The sequence below is a fragment of the Pseudomonas sp. D5(2026) genome (genome assembly GCF_057766845.1).
The window spans coordinates 2146593-2162749 of sequence record NZ_CM173421.1 but is presented as its reverse complement, the minus strand read 5'-3'; the positions used below and the strand labels follow the sequence as shown (position 1 = coordinate 2162749).

General features: G+C 62.8%; 17 protein-coding genes. 6 read left to right on the top strand and 11 right to left on the bottom strand.

Features of this window, described 5'->3' with window-relative positions; genetic code table 11:
• Nucleotides 1–118: 118 nt before the first annotated feature.
• Both AC3B5Q_RS09815 and AC3B5Q_RS09810 read left to right on the top strand, forming a co-directional pair.
• Complete coding sequence (locus AC3B5Q_RS09815) at nucleotides 119–517, top strand: Zn-ribbon domain-containing OB-fold protein (RefSeq protein ID WP_441253273.1); 399 nt, start codon at nucleotides 119–121, stop codon at nucleotides 515–517.
• Nucleotides 517–1707 carry a thiolase family protein gene (locus tag AC3B5Q_RS09810; RefSeq protein ID WP_488393124.1) on the top strand — a complete coding sequence of 397 codons (1191 nt, stop codon included), beginning with the start codon at nucleotides 517–519 and terminating at the stop codon, nucleotides 1705–1707. Before AC3B5Q_RS09815 ends, AC3B5Q_RS09810 begins: the two co-directional genes overlap by 1 nt.
• A 9-nt stretch (nucleotides 1708–1716) precedes the next feature.
• Here AC3B5Q_RS09810 and AC3B5Q_RS09805 read toward each other — a convergent pair whose 3' ends face one another.
• From AC3B5Q_RS09805 to AC3B5Q_RS09780, 6 genes are all read right to left on the bottom strand, one after another.
• Nucleotides 1717–2487 (bottom strand): IclR family transcriptional regulator, encoded by a 771-nt coding sequence (locus AC3B5Q_RS09805; RefSeq protein WP_441253274.1) that lies wholly within the window; start codon nucleotides 2485–2487, stop codon nucleotides 1717–1719.
• 107 nt (nucleotides 2488–2594) lie between these two features.
• Complete coding sequence (locus tag AC3B5Q_RS09800) at nucleotides 2595–4175, bottom strand: MFS transporter (protein WP_488393061.1); 1581 nt, start codon at nucleotides 4173–4175, stop codon at nucleotides 2595–2597.
• A 33-nt stretch (nucleotides 4176–4208) separates the two neighbouring features.
• Nucleotides 4209–5093 (bottom strand): fumarylacetoacetate hydrolase family protein, encoded by an 885-nt coding sequence (locus AC3B5Q_RS09795; RefSeq protein ID WP_488393123.1) that lies wholly within the window; start codon nucleotides 5091–5093, stop codon nucleotides 4209–4211.
• Nucleotide 5094: 1 nt separating this feature from the next.
• A complete protein-coding gene (locus AC3B5Q_RS09790; protein WP_488393060.1) occupies nucleotides 5095–6045 on the bottom strand; it encodes a VOC family protein in 951 nt (316 codons plus the stop codon).
• A 66-nt stretch (nucleotides 6046–6111) separates the two neighbouring features.
• Nucleotides 6112–6870 (bottom strand): SDR family NAD(P)-dependent oxidoreductase, encoded by a 759-nt coding sequence (locus AC3B5Q_RS09785; RefSeq protein ID WP_051095701.1) that lies wholly within the window; start codon nucleotides 6868–6870, stop codon nucleotides 6112–6114.
• Between the two features lie 51 nt (nucleotides 6871–6921).
• Nucleotides 6922–7158 carry a ferredoxin gene (locus AC3B5Q_RS09780; RefSeq protein ID WP_051095702.1) on the bottom strand — a complete coding sequence of 79 codons (237 nt, stop codon included), beginning with the start codon at nucleotides 7156–7158 and terminating at the stop codon, nucleotides 6922–6924.
• A gap of 307 nt (nucleotides 7159–7465) precedes the next feature.
• Here AC3B5Q_RS09780 and AC3B5Q_RS09775 point away from each other — a divergent pair, with 307 nt between their 5' ends.
• From AC3B5Q_RS09775 to AC3B5Q_RS09760, 4 genes are all read left to right on the top strand, one after another.
• The gene (locus AC3B5Q_RS09775; protein WP_488393059.1) at nucleotides 7466–8725 is read left to right on the top strand and encodes an MFS transporter; all 1260 of its coding nucleotides are present in this window, start codon (nucleotides 7466–7468) and stop codon (nucleotides 8723–8725) included.
• Nucleotides 8726–8748: 23 nt separating this feature from the next.
• Nucleotides 8749–9069: a 2Fe-2S iron-sulfur cluster-binding protein gene (locus tag AC3B5Q_RS09770; RefSeq protein WP_046785907.1), complete on the top strand. Its 321-nt coding sequence runs from the start codon at nucleotides 8749–8751 to the stop codon at nucleotides 9067–9069.
• 20 nt (nucleotides 9070–9089) lie between these two features.
• Nucleotides 9090–10325, top strand: a complete 1236-nt coding sequence (locus AC3B5Q_RS09765) for an NAD(P)/FAD-dependent oxidoreductase (protein ID WP_488393058.1) — start codon at nucleotides 9090–9092, stop codon at nucleotides 10323–10325.
• A gap of 77 nt (nucleotides 10326–10402) precedes the next feature.
• Nucleotides 10403–11242 carry an oxidoreductase gene (locus tag AC3B5Q_RS09760; RefSeq protein ID WP_488393057.1) on the top strand — a complete coding sequence of 280 codons (840 nt, stop codon included), beginning with the start codon at nucleotides 10403–10405 and terminating at the stop codon, nucleotides 11240–11242.
• On the opposite strand, the gene AC3B5Q_RS09755 is transcribed toward AC3B5Q_RS09760, so the two are convergent.
• From AC3B5Q_RS09755 to AC3B5Q_RS09735, 5 genes are all read right to left on the bottom strand, one after another.
• A complete protein-coding gene (locus AC3B5Q_RS09755; RefSeq protein ID WP_046785904.1) occupies nucleotides 11232–11582 on the bottom strand; it encodes a nuclear transport factor 2 family protein in 351 nt (116 codons plus the stop codon). The genes AC3B5Q_RS09760 and AC3B5Q_RS09755 overlap by 11 nt on opposite strands.
• Before the next feature lie 13 nt (nucleotides 11583–11595).
• A complete protein-coding gene (locus AC3B5Q_RS09750; protein ID WP_488393056.1) occupies nucleotides 11596–12885 on the bottom strand; it encodes an MFS transporter in 1290 nt (429 codons plus the stop codon).
• A 30-nt stretch (nucleotides 12886–12915) separates the two neighbouring features.
• Nucleotides 12916–13704 carry an SDR family NAD(P)-dependent oxidoreductase gene (locus AC3B5Q_RS09745; protein WP_488393055.1) on the bottom strand — a complete coding sequence of 263 codons (789 nt, stop codon included), beginning with the start codon at nucleotides 13702–13704 and terminating at the stop codon, nucleotides 12916–12918.
• Between the two features lie 82 nt (nucleotides 13705–13786).
• Nucleotides 13787–14818: a hypothetical protein gene (locus AC3B5Q_RS09740; RefSeq protein ID WP_488393054.1), complete on the bottom strand. Its 1032-nt coding sequence runs from the start codon at nucleotides 14816–14818 to the stop codon at nucleotides 13787–13789.
• A 57-nt stretch (nucleotides 14819–14875) separates the two neighbouring features.
• Nucleotides 14876–16153 carry a cytochrome P450 gene (locus AC3B5Q_RS09735; protein ID WP_169774697.1) on the bottom strand — a complete coding sequence of 426 codons (1278 nt, stop codon included), beginning with the start codon at nucleotides 16151–16153 and terminating at the stop codon, nucleotides 14876–14878.
• Nucleotides 16154–16157 lie beyond the last annotated feature (4 nt).

Sequence of the window (16157 nt, the reverse complement as noted above, 5' to 3'; positions counted from 1 at the left end):
GTTTTACCGCGCGAACGGTCGATTCGGGCTTTCGCCTGAGCAAATATATGACACTTTTCCAAAATATGTGCAAATGATACTGTGTGACTCCATGTCAAACATTCACCACGGACTGCTGATGCCTAGAAAACTCCCTGCACTGAACGCCGACAACCGCGCCTTCTGGCAAGGCGGTGAAACGGGCCAGTTACTGATCCACCGCTGCGCCGCGTGCAGCCGCTACTTTCACCCGCCTGCTCCGCTCTGCCCGCAGTGCGCCAGCTTTGAGGTGGGCCCCGAAGCGGTGTCCGGCCGGGGCAAGGTGCTCAGCTTCACCATCAACTATCAGGGCTGGACGCCCGACCTAGAGGTGCCCTACGTGGTGGCGATCATCGAACTCGCCGAACAGGCCGGCTTGCAGTTCATCAGCAATGTAGTGGGCATGCCGGTCACAGATGTGCACATCGACATGCCGGTTCAGGTCAGTTTCCTCAATGTCGAGGACGTGTGGCTGCCCCTGTTCGAGAGGGCTCAATGATGTTCGATCACCGTTACGAAAAAGACGTGGCCATCACCGGCATCGGCCAGTCGGAAGTCGGCCGACCGTCGGACAAATCAGCCATGCGTCTGACCCTCGATGCGTGCCTGCAAGCGATTGCCGACGCTGGGCTGCAACGCAGCGATATCGACGGGGTGGCCTGCTGGCCCGGCGACAACAACAATGGCGACCCGTTTTCCCCGGTGGGGCCCAGCGCACTGAAAAGTGCACTGGGGCTCAACGTCAACTGGTTTGGCGCAGGCTACGAAGGACCGGGTCCCCTGGCTGGGGTGATCAACGGGGCGATGGCGATCGCCGCCGGGTTATGCAAGCATGTGCTGGTGTTCCGCACCATCACCGAAGCCTCGGCACGCGCAGTCAACCGCCAGGCCGGCGCCTTGACCGCCAAAACCCAGGGCCGCGACAACAGCTACGCCTGGCAATGGTTCACCCCGTTCAATGTGCATTCGGGAATCAACCTGATGGCCCTGTATGCCCAGCGCCATTTTCACGAGTACGGCACCCGCCCCGAGCAACTGGCACAGATCGCCCTCACCTGCCGACGAAATGCCATGCGCAACCCCAAGGCGGTGTACCGCACGCCCATGACGATGGACGACTACATGAACGCGCGGATGATCTCCTCGCCCCTGCGCCTGTTCGACTGCGATGTGCACTGCGATGCCTCTACCGCGATCATCCTGTCGCATCGCGATGTGGCCCAGGATCTGCCGAACAGGCCGATCCGCATCGAGGCGATGGGCGCCGCGCTGAACCAGCCCTGGTCGTGGGACCAGATTTCACTGACCCGGATGGCCGCCTTCGATGTCGGCCAGATGATGTGGGCGCGCACCGACTACACCCCGCAGGACGTCGGCTCAGCGCAGCTGTACGACGGCTTCTCGATCCTGACCCTGATCTGGCTGGAAGCCCTGGGTCTGTGCCCGGAGGGTGAAAGCGGGTCCTTTGTCGAAGGTGGAGGGCGTATCGCGCTGCAAGGCAGCTTGCCGATCAACACCAATGGCGGGCAGTTGTCCGGCGGGCGCACCCACGGGCTGGGCTACGTGCACGAGGCGTGCCTGCAACTGTGGGGGCGCGCCGAAGGCCGGCAAACCCGCGACCATGGCGTCAGTACGGTGGCCGCAGGCGGCGGCCCGCTGGGGGGTAGCTTACTGCTGGTACGCGAATAGCGGCGGGGTTCAGTAGAGTACGCAGGCCACTTCGTTGCAGAACTCGATCAGCGCCTTGCCCATCTCGGCAAGGCCCTCTTCGTCGCGCTGGCCGCGGAACATCACCGCCGAAACGGTGAACTCGATGCTGTTGGAAGGAGAATAGATCGGCGCTGCCACGGCCAGGATACCGCCGGAAAAATGCCCATCGTCCATCGCCCAGCCGCGCTCGGCAGCCACTTTGACGTCCTCGCGGTAATCCTCCAGAGACAACGGCCGGGCCCAGCGGATCTTCTCGAAATTACTTTCTACCAGCGGGTCGTGCATGTCGATCTGAGTGGCGAACAGTCGCCCGCTTGCGCCCATAAGGATCGGCAGTCGTTGGCCTTCGGCCATGTCGATGCGCACATCGGTGGGGCTGGCCGCTGAGCTGACGATCACGATCCGGTCCGGACTCATCTTGCGCCACAGCGTGATGGTCACCCGCAGCCTCGACGCAAGGTTCTGTAACAACGGCTTGGCCATCTGCACGCGATGGCCCTGGGTCACCAGTTGCTCCACCAGACGCGCCAGGCCGGAGCCCACTGAGTAGCGTTTGGACAGCGGGCTGAAATCGACCACATCCTCCTGCACCAGGGTACGCAGGATGTTGAAGCAGGTACTGGGGTTGATGGAAAGCTGCCGGGCGATGTCCAAGGAGCGTTCAGGTTTGCCGACCTGGCTCAGATGACGCAGGATGCGTATGGCGTTGGATACCGGCTTGACGAGGGTTGCATTGGCCGATTTGGCGGTGTCGCTCATGTCTGAAATGTCCATACTGCATCCGGTAACTAATTATTACCAACATTCTAGCCTGAGAATTACTCACCCCGCAAAGTTTTACATGGGAATTTACCGCGATCCCGAGCCTATGGGTTCAGCGGCGGCTGGTAGATCAGCCGGCGGGTTTGCAGGTCTTCGCGGCGAAACTGCTGCAAAAGCCCTTCCAGGGCCAGGTCGGCCTGGGTCACCCGCACCTGCTGGCGCAAGTAGTCGAGCCAGGACTCGACGATGAACCGTTCGCTGTAGCGTTGCGTCTCGGCCATGTCGCGGTAGAGCCGCCAGTTCTGCGCGCCATTGCGCCGCCGCGCCTTGCCTACCGCATACACCGCCAACAGAAAATCATCTCGCTGCGGCGCAGGCACCTCGTATATCACCTCCACCGAAACCGGCCCGTCGGCATGCGCCACTGGGGCCTGCAATTGAAGGTTGTCGGTCAGCGGCGCCTGTGCAAAGTCGGCTTCGTGGCCCAGCTCCACGCGGCCGTTACGCGTCAGTAGCACCCCGGCGAACAGGCACAGCGTCGACACCAGCAGGCTTGCCTGCAGCCCTGCATACTCGGCCAGCGCCCCCCAGGCGGCGCCACCGAAGGCCATCGCGCCCATCAGGGTCAATACGTACATCGACGCTACGCGGGCGCGCACCCAGTTGGCGGCATAGGTCTGCACCACCGAAGAGAGCGTGGCGTTGACCGCCATCCAGCCGAACCCGGCACACAGCATCATGACGCACACTACGTAGCGGTTGCTCGACAACGCAGCGGCCAGCGCGGCGGCGGCAAAGGCGGCGGTACCGCAGGCAATCAGTCGACGCAGGCCGAGCCTGCGATGCAGGCGAGGTGAGTTCAGTGCAGCCAGTACCGCCCCCGCCCCCAGGAATGCCATCAGCAGGCCGTAGCCACCGGCGCCCATGCCCAGTTGCTGGCGCGCAACCAGGGGCATCAGCGCCCATAGAGCACTGGCGCTGGCAGTGAACACCAGCACCTGCTGCATTGCGCTGGACAGTACCGCCGAATGGCGAATGTAGCGCAGCCCGCTGCGCATGCCGCCCATCAGGGTTTCCGGCGGCAGCCCGTGGACAGGCGGTGCCGGCGCCAGGCGCAACAGAAAGAACATCACGGCGGCCATGCACAGCGCGATCAGCACGAACACAGACGTGTTGTTCCAGTAGGCAATCAACGCCCCGGCCAAGGCCGGCCCCAGGGCACGGGTGGCGTTGACCGCAATGCCATTCAGGGCGACCGCTGCCGGTACCTGATCACGCGTCAGCACGCTGATCATGGTCACCATCCACGCCGCCATACCCAGCGCGCTGCCGGTGCCCAGCACGAAGGTGAAAGCCAGCAGCCCCCAGGCTTCGAGGCGCTCGAACCCGGCCAACAGGCTGAGCATGATGGCCGCGAACACCATCAGGCACTGGGTGACGATCAGCCAGCGGCGTCGGTCGACCAGGTCGGCGATCACCCCGCCCGGCAGTGCGAATAGAAAGACCGGCAGTGTCACCGCGCTTTGCACCAGCGACACCATGATCGGTGAGGCGGTGAGCGTGGTCATGATCCACGCTGCTCCGACCGTCTGCATCCAGATCGCCAGATTCACCACCGCACCGGCCAGCCACAAGCCCCGAAAGGCCCGGTTGCGAAATGGCGCCCACGCCGAACCCTCGCTCATCATTGCTCCTTAGAACGTCTTGCCCATCAGGGTTTAGTGATCCAGCGGCAGCCCCAGGCGCCCCACCGCGCGGGCCGGGCCGAGCGGGCACGGCGCAGCAATGGTATTGCGCAGCTGGCCGATGCCGCTGATTTGCGCCACCACCTGGTCACCCGGTTGCAGGAAGCGCCCGCTTTCCAGGCCCACCCCGTGCGTGGAGCCGGTGAACACCAGGTCGCCGGGGCGCAGCTTGATCCGTGCATCCAGGTAATTGAGCAGCTCGTCCAGGGGGAAGATCATGTGCTGGGTATTGTCGTGTTGGCGTACTTCGTCATTGACGCTCAGGCGCATCTCCAGCGCAGGCTGCTGCTCGCCGCCCAGCTCGTCAGCCGTCACGATCCACGGCCCTGCGGGCGTGGTGCAGTCCATGGCCTTCTGGGTCAATAGGTCGAGCCGCCCGATCTGCTGGCCCGCATCGCGTGCACTGATGTCGTTACCCACAGTGAAACCCAGAAGGCAGGCGCTGGCGCGGGGTTCATCCTGCAGCGCTCGCCCCACCACCGCCACCAGCTCCACCTCGTAATCCAGTTGCCTGGTCAGCGGCGAATAGCTGATCGGGTCATTGGCCCCGACCAAGGCCGACTCGGGCTTGAGGTAGGCCAGTGGGTGTGCCGGGGCCTGACTGCCCAGGCGTTCGAGGTGGCTCAGGTAGTTCAGGCCCACGCCGAACACGCGGCTGCCCGGTTCCAATGGCGGCAGCAAACGTGCCCCGGCCAACGGCAGGCGTTCGCAAGCCAGGTCCAGGGCGTCCAGGTGCAGCCCCGCGCCCAGCCTCGCCCAGCACGCGAACGGCGCCCGAACCCGCCGGCAGTGCTCGCTGCTGGCGTCTACCAATGCCCAGAACGCCTGCCCGCCCAGCTCGATCCGCGCCAGGCGCATGTCACTGCCGGGCCAGGTAGGTAGGCAGATACTCGGCGTCATGGACCTCTTCGGGAGTCTTGACACTCGGTCCCAGGATGGGCCCCACCATCTCGTGGCCCCACAGGCTGAGTTTTTCGGGGTTCAGCTCGTAGGGGTCGCCTTGCCACGGCTCGATTTCAGCAATGGTTTCGAAGGCAAAACCCGAGGGGTTGTAGTGATAGAAGGACAGGTGCGGGTCTTGCGCATGCTGGCCGAGCGTCATCATCATCGGCAGTTCGCGCTGGCGCACGATATCGTAGGTCTCGCCCACATCACGCACGTTGCGAACGAACAGCCCGACGTGCTGGACGCCCATTCGCCCGGGCCCATGGCCATAGGCGATGTCGTGACTGGTGTGATGGTTGAGCCGGGAGCGGAAGAAGCCGGTACGCCCCTTGCCCGCTCCCGCGCCATACCAGCTGAAGCCCATGACATTGAGCAGGAAGTCTTCAAGTTCCGGGGTGTACTCCGGAGTGATCAGCACTACGTGCCCTGCACCGCGCTCGTCGGCCAGAAAGCCGCTGTGGGGGCGCCCTGGCTGAAATGAACGCGGCAGCCATTTCTGTCCGTAAAACAACTCATGTTGGTAGCCGACCGGGTCACGAAAACGCACCACCTCGCGCACGCCGCGGATCTCGCACAGCTGCGCGTCACCGCGGGTGTAGGCCACGTTGGCGGCCTCGAGCTTCCTGATCCCATCCTCGAAGGCCATGCGCCCGATGGCTTCCCAGCCGATATACGCGATGCGGTCCACCTTACCCGGATGGAATGCGAAGCGGTGACGGCGATCATCGATTCTGAAATACAGCGACGCCGGGTCGCCGGGCGGATTTTTGCCGATACCAAAGCCCATCACCTGCGGGCCGTACTCGCGCCAGGCGTCAAGATCAGGCGTTTCGAAGCCCATGTAACCGATACCAATGATGTCCAATTTGTTCACCTTGTTCTTGTTCGAGATGAAACGATGCCAACTATCGCTCGCGCTGTCGCCGCAGGACTAGACCGCCAGCAGCCCGCCGTCTATGACAAAATCCGAACCGGTAATGAAGGAGGCCTCTTCGGAAGCCACGAACACCGCCAGCGCCACCACCTCTTCAGGTTCCCCGGGGCGGTCCATCAGCACACCGTCGAGCAGCATGGCGCGGGCCTTGGGGTTCTCCAGAAACGCCCGGGTGCCAGGCGTGGCGACGAAGCCGGGACTCAGGCTGACGGCACGAATACCGACGGTTGCTCCCTCCACGGCCAGTTGCCGGGTAAACGACACTACCGCGCCTTTGGCTGCCGCGTGGGCACTGATACCGGCCACCTTCGAGCCGCCCCAGGCCGCAGTGGAAGACACGTTGATAATCACCCCGCGCTGCTCGGCCAGGTATGCCCAGGCGTACTTGGTGGTATAGAACAGCAGGTCGATTTCATTACGCAGGGTGTACTGCCAGTCTTCGATCGACAGCTCACTCACCAGGCCGAAGCGCGCTGCTGAGGCGTTGTTGTAGAGAACATCAATGCGCCCGTGCTCGGCGACGGCCGCCTCGATCCACGCCCTGGCCTGCTCGTGATCGCCCAGGTCCACGGGGGCAGAGCCATACAAGGTAAACCCCTCGTCGCTCATCAGGGCACGGGTCTGTTCGTGGCCCTCGGCATTGAAGTCGCAGCCGACCACGATCGCCCCTTCACGAGCAAAGCGCAGCGCTGCCGCACGGCCTTGGCCGCCTCCGGTGCCGGTAATCAGGGCCACCTTGTTGTGTAAACGTCCCATCAGCACATCCTCAACTCGTTGGTTATCACACCCTCGCAAGTGAGTGCGCACTCAAGCGGGGCTGTCTTGCGCGTCGATGGGCTCCAGCCATACCGCTTCGGCCGGGCAAGCGGCAGCGCCCTCGCGGGCATCCTCCTCAAGTTCGGGGGGCACCCGGGCGTCATCGAAGTAGACCAGGCCGTCGGCATCGAGCTTGTACACACTGGGGCAGATGGTGGCGCACAGGCCGTAACCACAGCAGCGGCTACGGTCGGCAACAGCTTTGAACTGCGCTTTTTCTGAACTCATTTTTTTCTCCTTATCAGGTTCAGCTTCAGCAAATTATGAACACTTATTTATTTTATGTGCAATTTATTTTTAACGAGGATATGCTCAGCCTCAGTTGCAGCAGTGAACCACGGTTGCGTCCTGGCAAACCCTCTGCGGTCAGCGCGATGTTGAACAGGGCGTGACCCAGGGTGATTCAACCGGGTGCGCGGCGCAGCACATTCGTTTGTCTGTGAGTCATACGGCTGTGCTGGACAAACCGTAAATCACGGTTTTCATACAAAAAATGCAGTGTTTGGCTCAACAAAACCTATAAGGAAGCCAACTCATGAACCCTTCGAAAAACCAGGCGGCCATCGACCTGCACGAGTTCCGGCAAAGCTGGAGAATCCTGCTTCTGTCAGTTGCCGGCGTGGCCATCAGCATCAATGCCGCGCTTCTGTACGGCTTTGGCACGCTAGTGGTGCCGCTGGGCGATGCCTTTGGCTGGGGCAAAAGCGAATTGCAGGCGTGCATCACCTTCCTGTTTGGCGGAGCGGTGGTATCGCTGCAACTAGTGGGCTGGTTCAACCTGCGCTTTGGCATGAAGCGCGTCACCGTGGTGTCCCTGTTGCTGCTGTCGGTCGGCTACCTGGCCACCACCCAGGTCAGCTCGTCGATCTGGTCGATGTACCTGGCCTTTGCGCTGCTGCCGATCGTGGGCATGGGCGCACTGGCCGTGACCTGGACCCAACTGATCAGCCTTTGGTACGATCGAAATCGCGGCCTGGCGCTGGCCATTGGCCTGTCAGGTACCGGCGTCACCGCCGCCACCGTTCCCCGTCTGATGGCCTGGGGCATAGAGCTGTGGGACTGGCGTGCGGCCTTCGTGATCCTTGCGCTGCTCAACCTGCTGGTGCTGCTGCCGCTGATCCTGCTGTGGTTCAAGCTGCCCAAGGCGGCCGATACCACCCGGCAGGACGCCCTGGCGCAGCTGCCGGGCATGAGCTTTCGCGAAGGCATGGGCTCGCTGAAATTCTGGACCTGCAACCTGGCGCTGGGCCTGGTAATTTCGTCGATTGTCGGCATGGTCACCAGCACGGTGCCGATGCTCCAAGCCAAGGGGCTATCGGCGGCGGATGCGGCCACCATTTTCAGCGGCTTCGGTATTTCGCTGATCCTGGGGCGTATGGTCATCGGCTATCTGCTCGACCGCCTGTGGCCGCCGGTGGTCTCAGCGTGCAGCCTGCTGCTGCCCGCTGTCGGCTGCCTGGTATACCTGAGTGGCACCACCGAGTTCATGCCCCTGATGCTGGCAGCCGTGCTGGTCGGGTTCGGCGCCGGGGCAGAGTTCGATATCGCCGCGTTCCTGATTGCGCGCTACTTCGGCCTGCGTGAATACGGCCGGTTATTCGGTGTGCACCAGGGCCTCAATACCGTGGCATCGGCCTTGGCGCCGCTGCTGTTCGCCTTCCTACTCGCACGTACCGGCTCATACACCGCCATGCTGGTGTACAGCGCCGCATGCTGCGTGGTCGGCCCGCTGTTGCTACTGACCCTTGGACGAGTGCCGCGCTTCGACGCGCAGCCCTTGCCCAGCCACTCCTGAGCCCACAAGAAACGGAGCAGAACATGCCCACACTGACCTTTATCGAACATAACGGCACCCACCATCAGGTCAACGGCGAAGTCGGCCAGTCGGTCATGCAGGCCGCCACGTTCGCCAGCGTGCCGGGCCTGCCCGCCGATTGCGGCGGCGCCTGCAGCTGCGCCACATGCCACACCTACGTAGACGAAGCGTGGCTGCACAAGGTGCAGGCACCGGAAAGCATGGAGAGTGACATGCTCGAGTACGCCTTCGAGCGTCGTGACAACAGCCGCCTGAGCTGCCAACTGATTATCAGTGAAGACATGGAAGGCATGGTACTGCACCTGCCCTCTTCGCAATTCTGAATGCGTTGCAAGGAGTACTCATGACCCTCGCCTCAGTCGTTATCGTCGGTGCCGGCCAAGCCGGGTTTCAGGTGGCCGCATCGCTGCGCCAGGAAGGCTATGAAGGCCGTATCACCCTGATCGGCAATGAACCCGGCCTGCCCTACCAACGCCCACCACTGTCCAAGGCCTACCTGCTCGGCAAGATCCAGGAAAACAACCTGCTGTTCCGCCCGGCCGAGTTCTACGCCACCCAGCGCATCGAGCTGCTGCACGACCCGGCCACCGCCATCGACCGGCTCAACCGCCGCGTGGTGCTGGCTTCCGGCACCGCCCTGAGCTATGACCACCTGATACTGGCGACCGGCGCGCACAACCGCCCGCTGCCAGTGCCTGGCGCGGAGCTGGCTCAGGTGTTCGGCATCAAGACCAAGGCCGATGCCGACGCCCTGGCGCCGCTGGCCAGGCAGGCGCGCAACGTGGTGGTGGTCGGCGCAGGCTTTATCGGCCTCGAGTTTGCCGCGGTAGCCGCCGCCCAGGGTGCACAGGTGCATGTGCTGGAGCTGGGCGAGCGCCCCATGGCGCGTGCGGTGTCGCGGGAAATGTCCGAGTTGTTTCGCCAGGCGCATGAGCAGTGGGGCGTGCACTTCGATTTCCGCCAAGGCCTTGGCCGCATTCTCGACGACAACGGCAAGGTGTGCGGCGTGCAAACCGCAGATGGCCGCACCCTGCCGGCTGACCTGGTGGTATTCGGCATCGGCGTCATCCCCAATACGCAACTGGCCACCGAGGCCGGCCTGGACATCGAGAACGGCATCAAGGTGGACGCCCACTTACTCACCTCTGACCCACAGATTTCCGCACTCGGTGATGTGGCCAGCTTTCCATGTGTACAGAACGAAGAGCAGCACACCCGCCTCGAGTCGGTGCAGAACGCCATCGACCAGGCGCGTACCGTGGCCGCACGCCTGATGGGCAAGCCCTCGCCCTACGCCGCCCTACCCTGGTTCTGGACCGATCAAGGCGACCTAAAGCTGCAGATCGCCGGGCTGTCCAACGGCTACGACAGCACGGTTGTGCTCGGTTCTGCCCATGACCGGCAACTTTCGGTGCTGTGCTTTCGCAATGAGCGCTTGGTGGCTGTGGAGTCTTGCAACCGCCTGGGCGACCACATGGCCGCGCGCAAGATTCTCGCCCGCGCGCCCAGGCTGACGGCGGCTCAAGCAGCAGCCGAAGGTTTCGACCTCAAGACTTGGGAAGCGGCTAACCGCGACTGACAGCCCTCACCCACATCTCGCCGCACTGTACCCCACGGGCCCAGCGCGGCGTTTGCGCAACCTGATGGAGCGATGCAATGAACAAGGTCTGGTTTGTTACCGGTGCGGGCCGCGGGTTGGGCGCCGCCATTGCCAGGGCGGCATTGGCGGACGGTGACTGCGTGGTGGTCAGTGGCCGGCGCCTGGCGCGCCTGCAAGGCATGTTTGCCGAGTACGGCGACCGGGTGCTGGCGGTGCCCCTTGAAGTCAGCAATCAAGCGCAGGCATTGGCTGCCGTGGAGCAGGCAGTGGCCCGCTTCGGTCGAATCGACGTGCTGGTCAACAACGCCGGGTATGGCCAACTGGCACCCTTCGAGGACAACCTGCCGAGCGATGCCGAAAAGCAGTTCGCCACCAATGTGTTCGGTGTGTTCAACGTGTGCCGCGCCGTGCTTCCGGTGATGCGCGCACAACGTAGCGGCCACCTGTTCAATGTGTCGTCCATGGCCGGCGTGTTAGGCATGGGAGGCGCCGCACTATACTGCGCCTCCAAATTCGCGGTGGAGGGGTTCTCCGAATCCCTGGCCCAGGAGGTAGCCCAGTTCGGCATCAAGGTCACGCTGGTGGAACCCGGGGTGTTTCGCACCGACTTTCTCGATGCCAGCTCCGCAATGTTCGGTGAACGCGGGCTGCAGGACTACGCCGCGTTCACGGCCAAGGTCAAGGCTGCGTCGGCTGCCGGCAACCATCAACAGGCCGGCAACCCGGCGAAGCTGGGCGAGGCCCTGGTGCGCCTGGTCAACACCGACCAGCCACCATTGCGCTACCTGGCCGGTTCCGACGCCTACGGCCAGATCAGCGTCAAGCTCACCGGAATGCTCGCTCAGATAGAAGCCTGGCGCGAGCTCTCCTGCTCTACCGATGGTGCTACTGGTTGATGAAGTAACGCACGGACAACCGCCCCCCTTCGAACCGGTACAGCTCGATCGTCTCTATGCCACCGTCCTGCTCGCGAAAAGCGTTCAAGTGGTGGCACGCCACTTCATTGCCATTGATGATGCATTGGCGCACCTCGACCCGAACTTTGGGTTGCTGTTGCGCCCACATGCCCTCCAGCACCTGCCAAGCGTCATGCTGCGGCTTGCCAACATACTCGATACTCAAGCCATTGGGTGACACGCTGCGGTAGTGGGCAAAAAAGCCTTCCTTGTCGCCGCGGTTCCAGCAGTCGACCTGGCCGTGCAGAAAGTCTTCGATCACGTGTTTGTCCATTGTCATGTAAGGGTCGTCCCTAGGCAGTTTGTTGTTTGAGCTGACGCTGCAGCGCTTGAAATGCCGGTTCCATTCTCAGCCACAGCAGAATGATCGGGCCGATGATGGCGCAGAAGAAGCAGCTCACTAGTACTGCCGAATAGCTGCCGTACACATCGAACAGGTGGCCGAAAAGCATCGGCACCAGGCCGGACACGATGGTGATCAGGCACAGGTGCAGGCCAAAGATGCGCGCGTAGTCCTTCAGGCCGAAGTAGCGCGCCATCAGAAACGTCGCCAGGTCGAACTCGGCGCCGGCACTGGCACCGATGCACAGGGTCGCCAGCATCAACAGCGGTACGTGCTGCGAGCCGCCAAAAAAGAAGATTGCGCACCCCAGTGCCGGTAACGCAAGGCTCACCGCCGCCACCAGCGACGGCGAGTAGCGGTCCAGCAGGTACCCCACCAGCAGGCGCCCGCCAATGATCGAAATGCCGAACGTACTGAAGATCTGGCTGGCCTGCTGCGCGCTCAGGCCCTTGCTTTGCAGCATCGGCACAATGTTGGTGACCATGCCCACTGTCAATGACACTGATAGGATCAACGCGATATTGAACCCCCAGTACTTGCCCGAGCGCAGCGCCTGTCTGAAGCTCATGCCCGACAACGACGGCTGCGGCTGCGCCGTCAAAGGGTCGGCCGCGGCGACCTCGACCGGCATGCGCAACCACATCAACGCCAGCGGCAGCGTGAACAGCAGCGGCATCGCCCCCAGGGCAATGAAACCGGCCTGCCAGCCATAGGCACCTATCAGCCGGGACAATAACGGAGGCAGGATCATCGCCATCAGACCGGTGCCGCACAGGATCACCGCCAGGGCCAGCCCCCGGTTACGCTCGAACCACAGGTTGACCAGCTGCGTCCAGGTGATGGCGATGGTACCGGCACACACGATCGGCATGCTGAAGAACGCCAGGTACAACCAGGCGATTGACCCCTGGATCTGGGTGATGGCGAAGTAGCCGACGATCTGCAGCATGATCGAGACGATGGCGACCCGACGCAGGCCGTAGCGCCGATACAGCCAACCGACCATCTGGGTGGAAATGGCCACCCCGGCGAACAGAAAGGAAATCGAGGCCTGCAAGTCGCCCCGGCTCCAGCCGAAGGCCTGTTCCAGCGGAATCACCAGGGTGCCGAACGCATACAGCAAGGCGGCGGTGATGCTGGTGCAGATGCCGAACAGCCCCAACAGCACCACGCGCCAGCCGCGCCTGAATTCGGAAAAATCGTTGCCAGCGCGTTGGCGCTCACGTGTGTCTGTAGTCATGCACTTTCACTCCCGTAGCAGCGCGGCGCGTTACTGGCCCTTGAGGATTTCTTCGACCTTGGGCAACGCCACCATGGTGGCGCCCCCGTCCACCAGCAACGAGGTGCCAGTGATATACGACGCCTCGTTGGAGGTCAGGAACAGCACCGCATTGGCAATGTCGGCAGACTCGCCCAGACGCCCGACCGGAAAATGCGCCGCCAGCTTGTGGGGCAGCTCCTCGCCCAGGGTTTCGAGCATGTGATCAGTGCCAATAAGGCCGGGCTCGACCACGTTAACCAGAATGTTCATAGCTCCGAATTCCACCGCCAGCCCACGGGCGAAAGCATTCATGAAAGCTTTGCTGGAACCATAGGCGATCAGCCGCGGGGTGTATTTGCGGTTAGCTTCACCGGAGGAGATAAAGATCAGCCGGCCCTTGTCGGGGGCCTTGGACAGGTACGGCGCGCTGTCCTTGGCCAGCCAGAACAGCGACTGGATATTGCTGCGCACGATGTGATCGAACGCGTCGTCCGGCATCTCGGCGATCAACCCGTGACGGGTGTCGGCGGCGCAGTGCACCACGATATCCAGGCCGCCGAACTGCGCCACGCCGCCCTCGACCATCGACCTGATGGCCTCGCGGTCGGCAATGTCGCCGCCCACCAGGCATGCCTGGGCGCCCAGTGCGCGGATCTGCTCGACGGTGTCTTCACCGTAGCGCGCAGTACGTGCCGAGACCACCACCCGCGCCCCTTCGCGCGCGTAGGCCAGTGCAATCGCCCGACCCATGCCACGACCCGCACCGGTTACCAGTACTACTTTGTCGCGAAACTTCATCGCGGTTCCCCGTTGTTGTTATTGGTTGAGGGTTTTGCTTTATGCATACGCCTGCCCACCGAGGCAGGCGCACAGTGCAGCGTTACAGATCCTTGCCAGGCACATTACGCGCCGAACCGTTGCGCCGGTCAGATTCACCCCAGCCCAGCCAGTGCGACGGCTCACGGGTATCGCCCACCCGACGCCAGCGCCCTTCCTGCTGGGCAGTGATCGGGAAGCCGCCGACAAAATCGATCATCTCGCCCCGCTCGTCCGGCAGGAACTCCCATTCTTCCTTGCCTTCCAGCACGATCCGCGCCGACTTCAGGAAGTAGCTACCGTCCTTGTGCTCGGTCTGGCCTTCGATGTCGGTGGTCACCCGCACTTCGCCTTTTTCATTGTTGAAGAAGGCATAGCCGAGATGGTCGTGGCCGACCATGAACGAGCCGGTATCCCAGGTGCCGTCCTTGTACACGGTGACGAACGACCACCAGATCACGTGCTTGTTGTTGTTCACCACCAGGTCTTTCTTGAAATGGATGGCGCCGCCTTCAGCCATGTAGAACTGGTCCAGCGCCAGCGCACCTTTGACCGGCCGACCCTCGCATACGCCCGCCACGTCCCACAACTGCGAAACATAGAACGTACCCCACTCCACGCCCGGCAAGTACCATTGCAAACCCGGCCCGAGCAGGCGACCCTCGATAGCGAACAGGCCCTCCTCCTTCCAGGTCAGGCGTTCGCTGCTGGCAGTGATTTCCCAGGCATTGCCCGGTTCCCCCGGTTGGCTGGCCCAGCGCGCGATATCACCGTCGAGGCTGTGCACGGGCATGGGCGTTAGCGCCTGTTTGGCCATCTTCTCGTGGTCCATGCGCAGGTTGACCTTGTCGACATGGTTGTTCAGGTAAAAGAACTTGGTCGGGTTCGGCGTACCGCTGGGGGCCATCAGCGAGCGAACGAAGGAATAGATGTTGCCTTGCTCATCGCGCACCGATCCGAAGGGTGAGCTCTTGCTCAGGTGCAGGCCGAAAAAGCCGCGCTCGGCCGACATCGAGGCGCCGCTTACCTTGTGCGGGCCCACCAGTTGCTGGAAGCCGAAGTCGCCGCGCTCTGGAATGGTCTTGAACGTTCTCATAGTGCCCTCTGTTGTTTTTGTAAGGCCGTAAAGCTGAATGTGGTATCCGAGGTAGGCTCAGTCCCAGATCACTGGCAACCTGGATACGCCGCGCAGCTGCGCGCCGCTAATCATCGGCAGCGGTTGACTGGGGTCCAGGCGCAGGTTGGGCAACAGGTCGAGGATGGCGTTGACCGCGCAACTGATCTCGACCTTGGCGACAAACTGGCCGATACACATGTGCGGACCGAAACCGAAGCCGAAGGAAGGCTTGGGCTTGCGGTCGATGTCGAACACGTCAGGGTTTTCGAAGGCGTCTTCGTCGCGGTTGGCCGACACCACCATGCACTGCACGAACGAACCCTTGGGGATTTTTACGCCATGGAATTCGACGTCCTTGGCCGTCTCGCGCACCTTGAAGGTGGCCACCGGCTCGAAGCGCGTGGTTTCGTCCATCAGCTTGGCAATCAGGCTGCGGTCGGCCTTGACCCGCTCCAGCAGGCCCGGCGTGGTCAGCAGCAGGGTCATGACCGAGCCGAACATGCGCGTGGTGGTTTCGCCTGCCGCCGGCAGCAACGAGCGGGTAAAGGTGATGACCTCATGGTCGTTCAGCGTGCGCCCCTCGTATTCGGCGCGCAGTAGGCGGCCCACCACGTCGTCGCCCTGGCTGCCCGCCTGACGGCGTTGCACCACCACTTCGGCCAGCGCGTCGTATAGCCCTTTAACCGCGATCCCGGCCTGGCGGCGCGCCTCGACCATCTTGCTCGGGTCGATCTGGTTGCCCCCCACGATGGCCAGTGCCCAGGCCGCGTACTGCTTGTATTTGGACGGGTCGTCGGAGGGGAACCCCATCAGTGCGTACATGATGCGAATCGGCAGCTCCAGGCCGAACTTCATCAGGTCGGCCTTTTTCGCCGGCAGCATCGGATGGATATATTCCTCGCGGATCACCTGGTCGATCTGCGGACGCCACTTGTTGACCGTTTCGGGCATGAACGCCGGTTGCAACAAGGCGCGCACCTTGCGGTGCTCGTCACCGTCCATAGCCAGGATGATCAGTCCATCAAAAAACGCACCAAGGCCCTCAGCGATGAAACCGTTGGTGTAGGTGGCGCCGTCGCGCAGCACGCTCATCACGTCCTGGTACTTGAACAACGCGAAGGTCGGGCGCGTGCCCTGCTGAGTGCCCGCATTGGTCGGCACGCCGAACTGGGTGATGAAATCGCCTTCGTAGATGGGTGATTTCAACCGTTGCTCGCGGCACACCGCGTGAATGTCCAGATCGGTACCGCGGTACATTTCCGACACGGCGTTGTACGCCGTTGCCAGGTCCAGGGCTGCACTTTCGTTGCTCATCAGG

Excerpts from the sequence above, each read along its gene's own strand:
- AC3B5Q_RS09810 (WP_488393124.1), top strand. The coding sequence starts at position 517 with ATGTTCGATCACCGTTACGAAAAAGACGTGGCCATCACCGGCATCGGC.
- AC3B5Q_RS09815 (WP_441253273.1), top strand. The coding sequence starts at position 119 with ATGCCTAGAAAACTCCCTGCACTGAACGCCGACAACCGCGCCTTCTGG.
- AC3B5Q_RS09805 (WP_441253274.1), bottom strand. The coding sequence starts at position 2,487 with ATGAGCGACACCGCCAAATCGGCCAATGCAACCCTCGTCAAGCCGGTA.
- AC3B5Q_RS09795 (WP_488393123.1), bottom strand. The coding sequence starts at position 5,093 with ATGCGCCTGGCGCGGATCGAGCTGGGCGGGCAGGCGTTCTGGGCATTG.
- AC3B5Q_RS09735 (WP_169774697.1), bottom strand. The coding sequence starts at position 16,153 with ATGAGCAACGAAAGTGCAGCCCTGGACCTGGCAACGGCGTACAACGCC.
- AC3B5Q_RS09745 (WP_488393055.1), bottom strand. The coding sequence starts at position 13,704 with ATGAAGTTTCGCGACAAAGTAGTACTGGTAACCGGTGCGGGTCGTGGC.
- AC3B5Q_RS09775 (WP_488393059.1), top strand. The coding sequence starts at position 7,466 with ATGAACCCTTCGAAAAACCAGGCGGCCATCGACCTGCACGAGTTCCGG.
- AC3B5Q_RS09785 (WP_051095701.1), bottom strand. The coding sequence starts at position 6,870 with ATGGGACGTTTACACAACAAGGTGGCCCTGATTACCGGCACCGGAGGC.
- AC3B5Q_RS09765 (WP_488393058.1), top strand. The coding sequence starts at position 9,090 with ATGACCCTCGCCTCAGTCGTTATCGTCGGTGCCGGCCAAGCCGGGTTT.
- AC3B5Q_RS09780 (WP_051095702.1), bottom strand. The coding sequence starts at position 7,158 with ATGAGTTCAGAAAAAGCGCAGTTCAAAGCTGTTGCCGACCGTAGCCGC.
- AC3B5Q_RS09755 (WP_046785904.1), bottom strand. The coding sequence starts at position 11,582 with ATGACAATGGACAAACACGTGATCGAAGACTTTCTGCACGGCCAGGTC.
- AC3B5Q_RS09800 (WP_488393061.1), bottom strand. The coding sequence starts at position 4,175 with ATGAGCGAGGGTTCGGCGTGGGCGCCATTTCGCAACCGGGCCTTTCGG.
- AC3B5Q_RS09740 (WP_488393054.1), bottom strand. The coding sequence starts at position 14,818 with ATGAGAACGTTCAAGACCATTCCAGAGCGCGGCGACTTCGGCTTCCAG.
- AC3B5Q_RS09770 (WP_046785907.1), top strand. The coding sequence starts at position 8,749 with ATGCCCACACTGACCTTTATCGAACATAACGGCACCCACCATCAGGTC.
- AC3B5Q_RS09750 (WP_488393056.1), bottom strand. The coding sequence starts at position 12,885 with ATGACTACAGACACACGTGAGCGCCAACGCGCTGGCAACGATTTTTCC.
- AC3B5Q_RS09760 (WP_488393057.1), top strand. The coding sequence starts at position 10,403 with ATGAACAAGGTCTGGTTTGTTACCGGTGCGGGCCGCGGGTTGGGCGCC.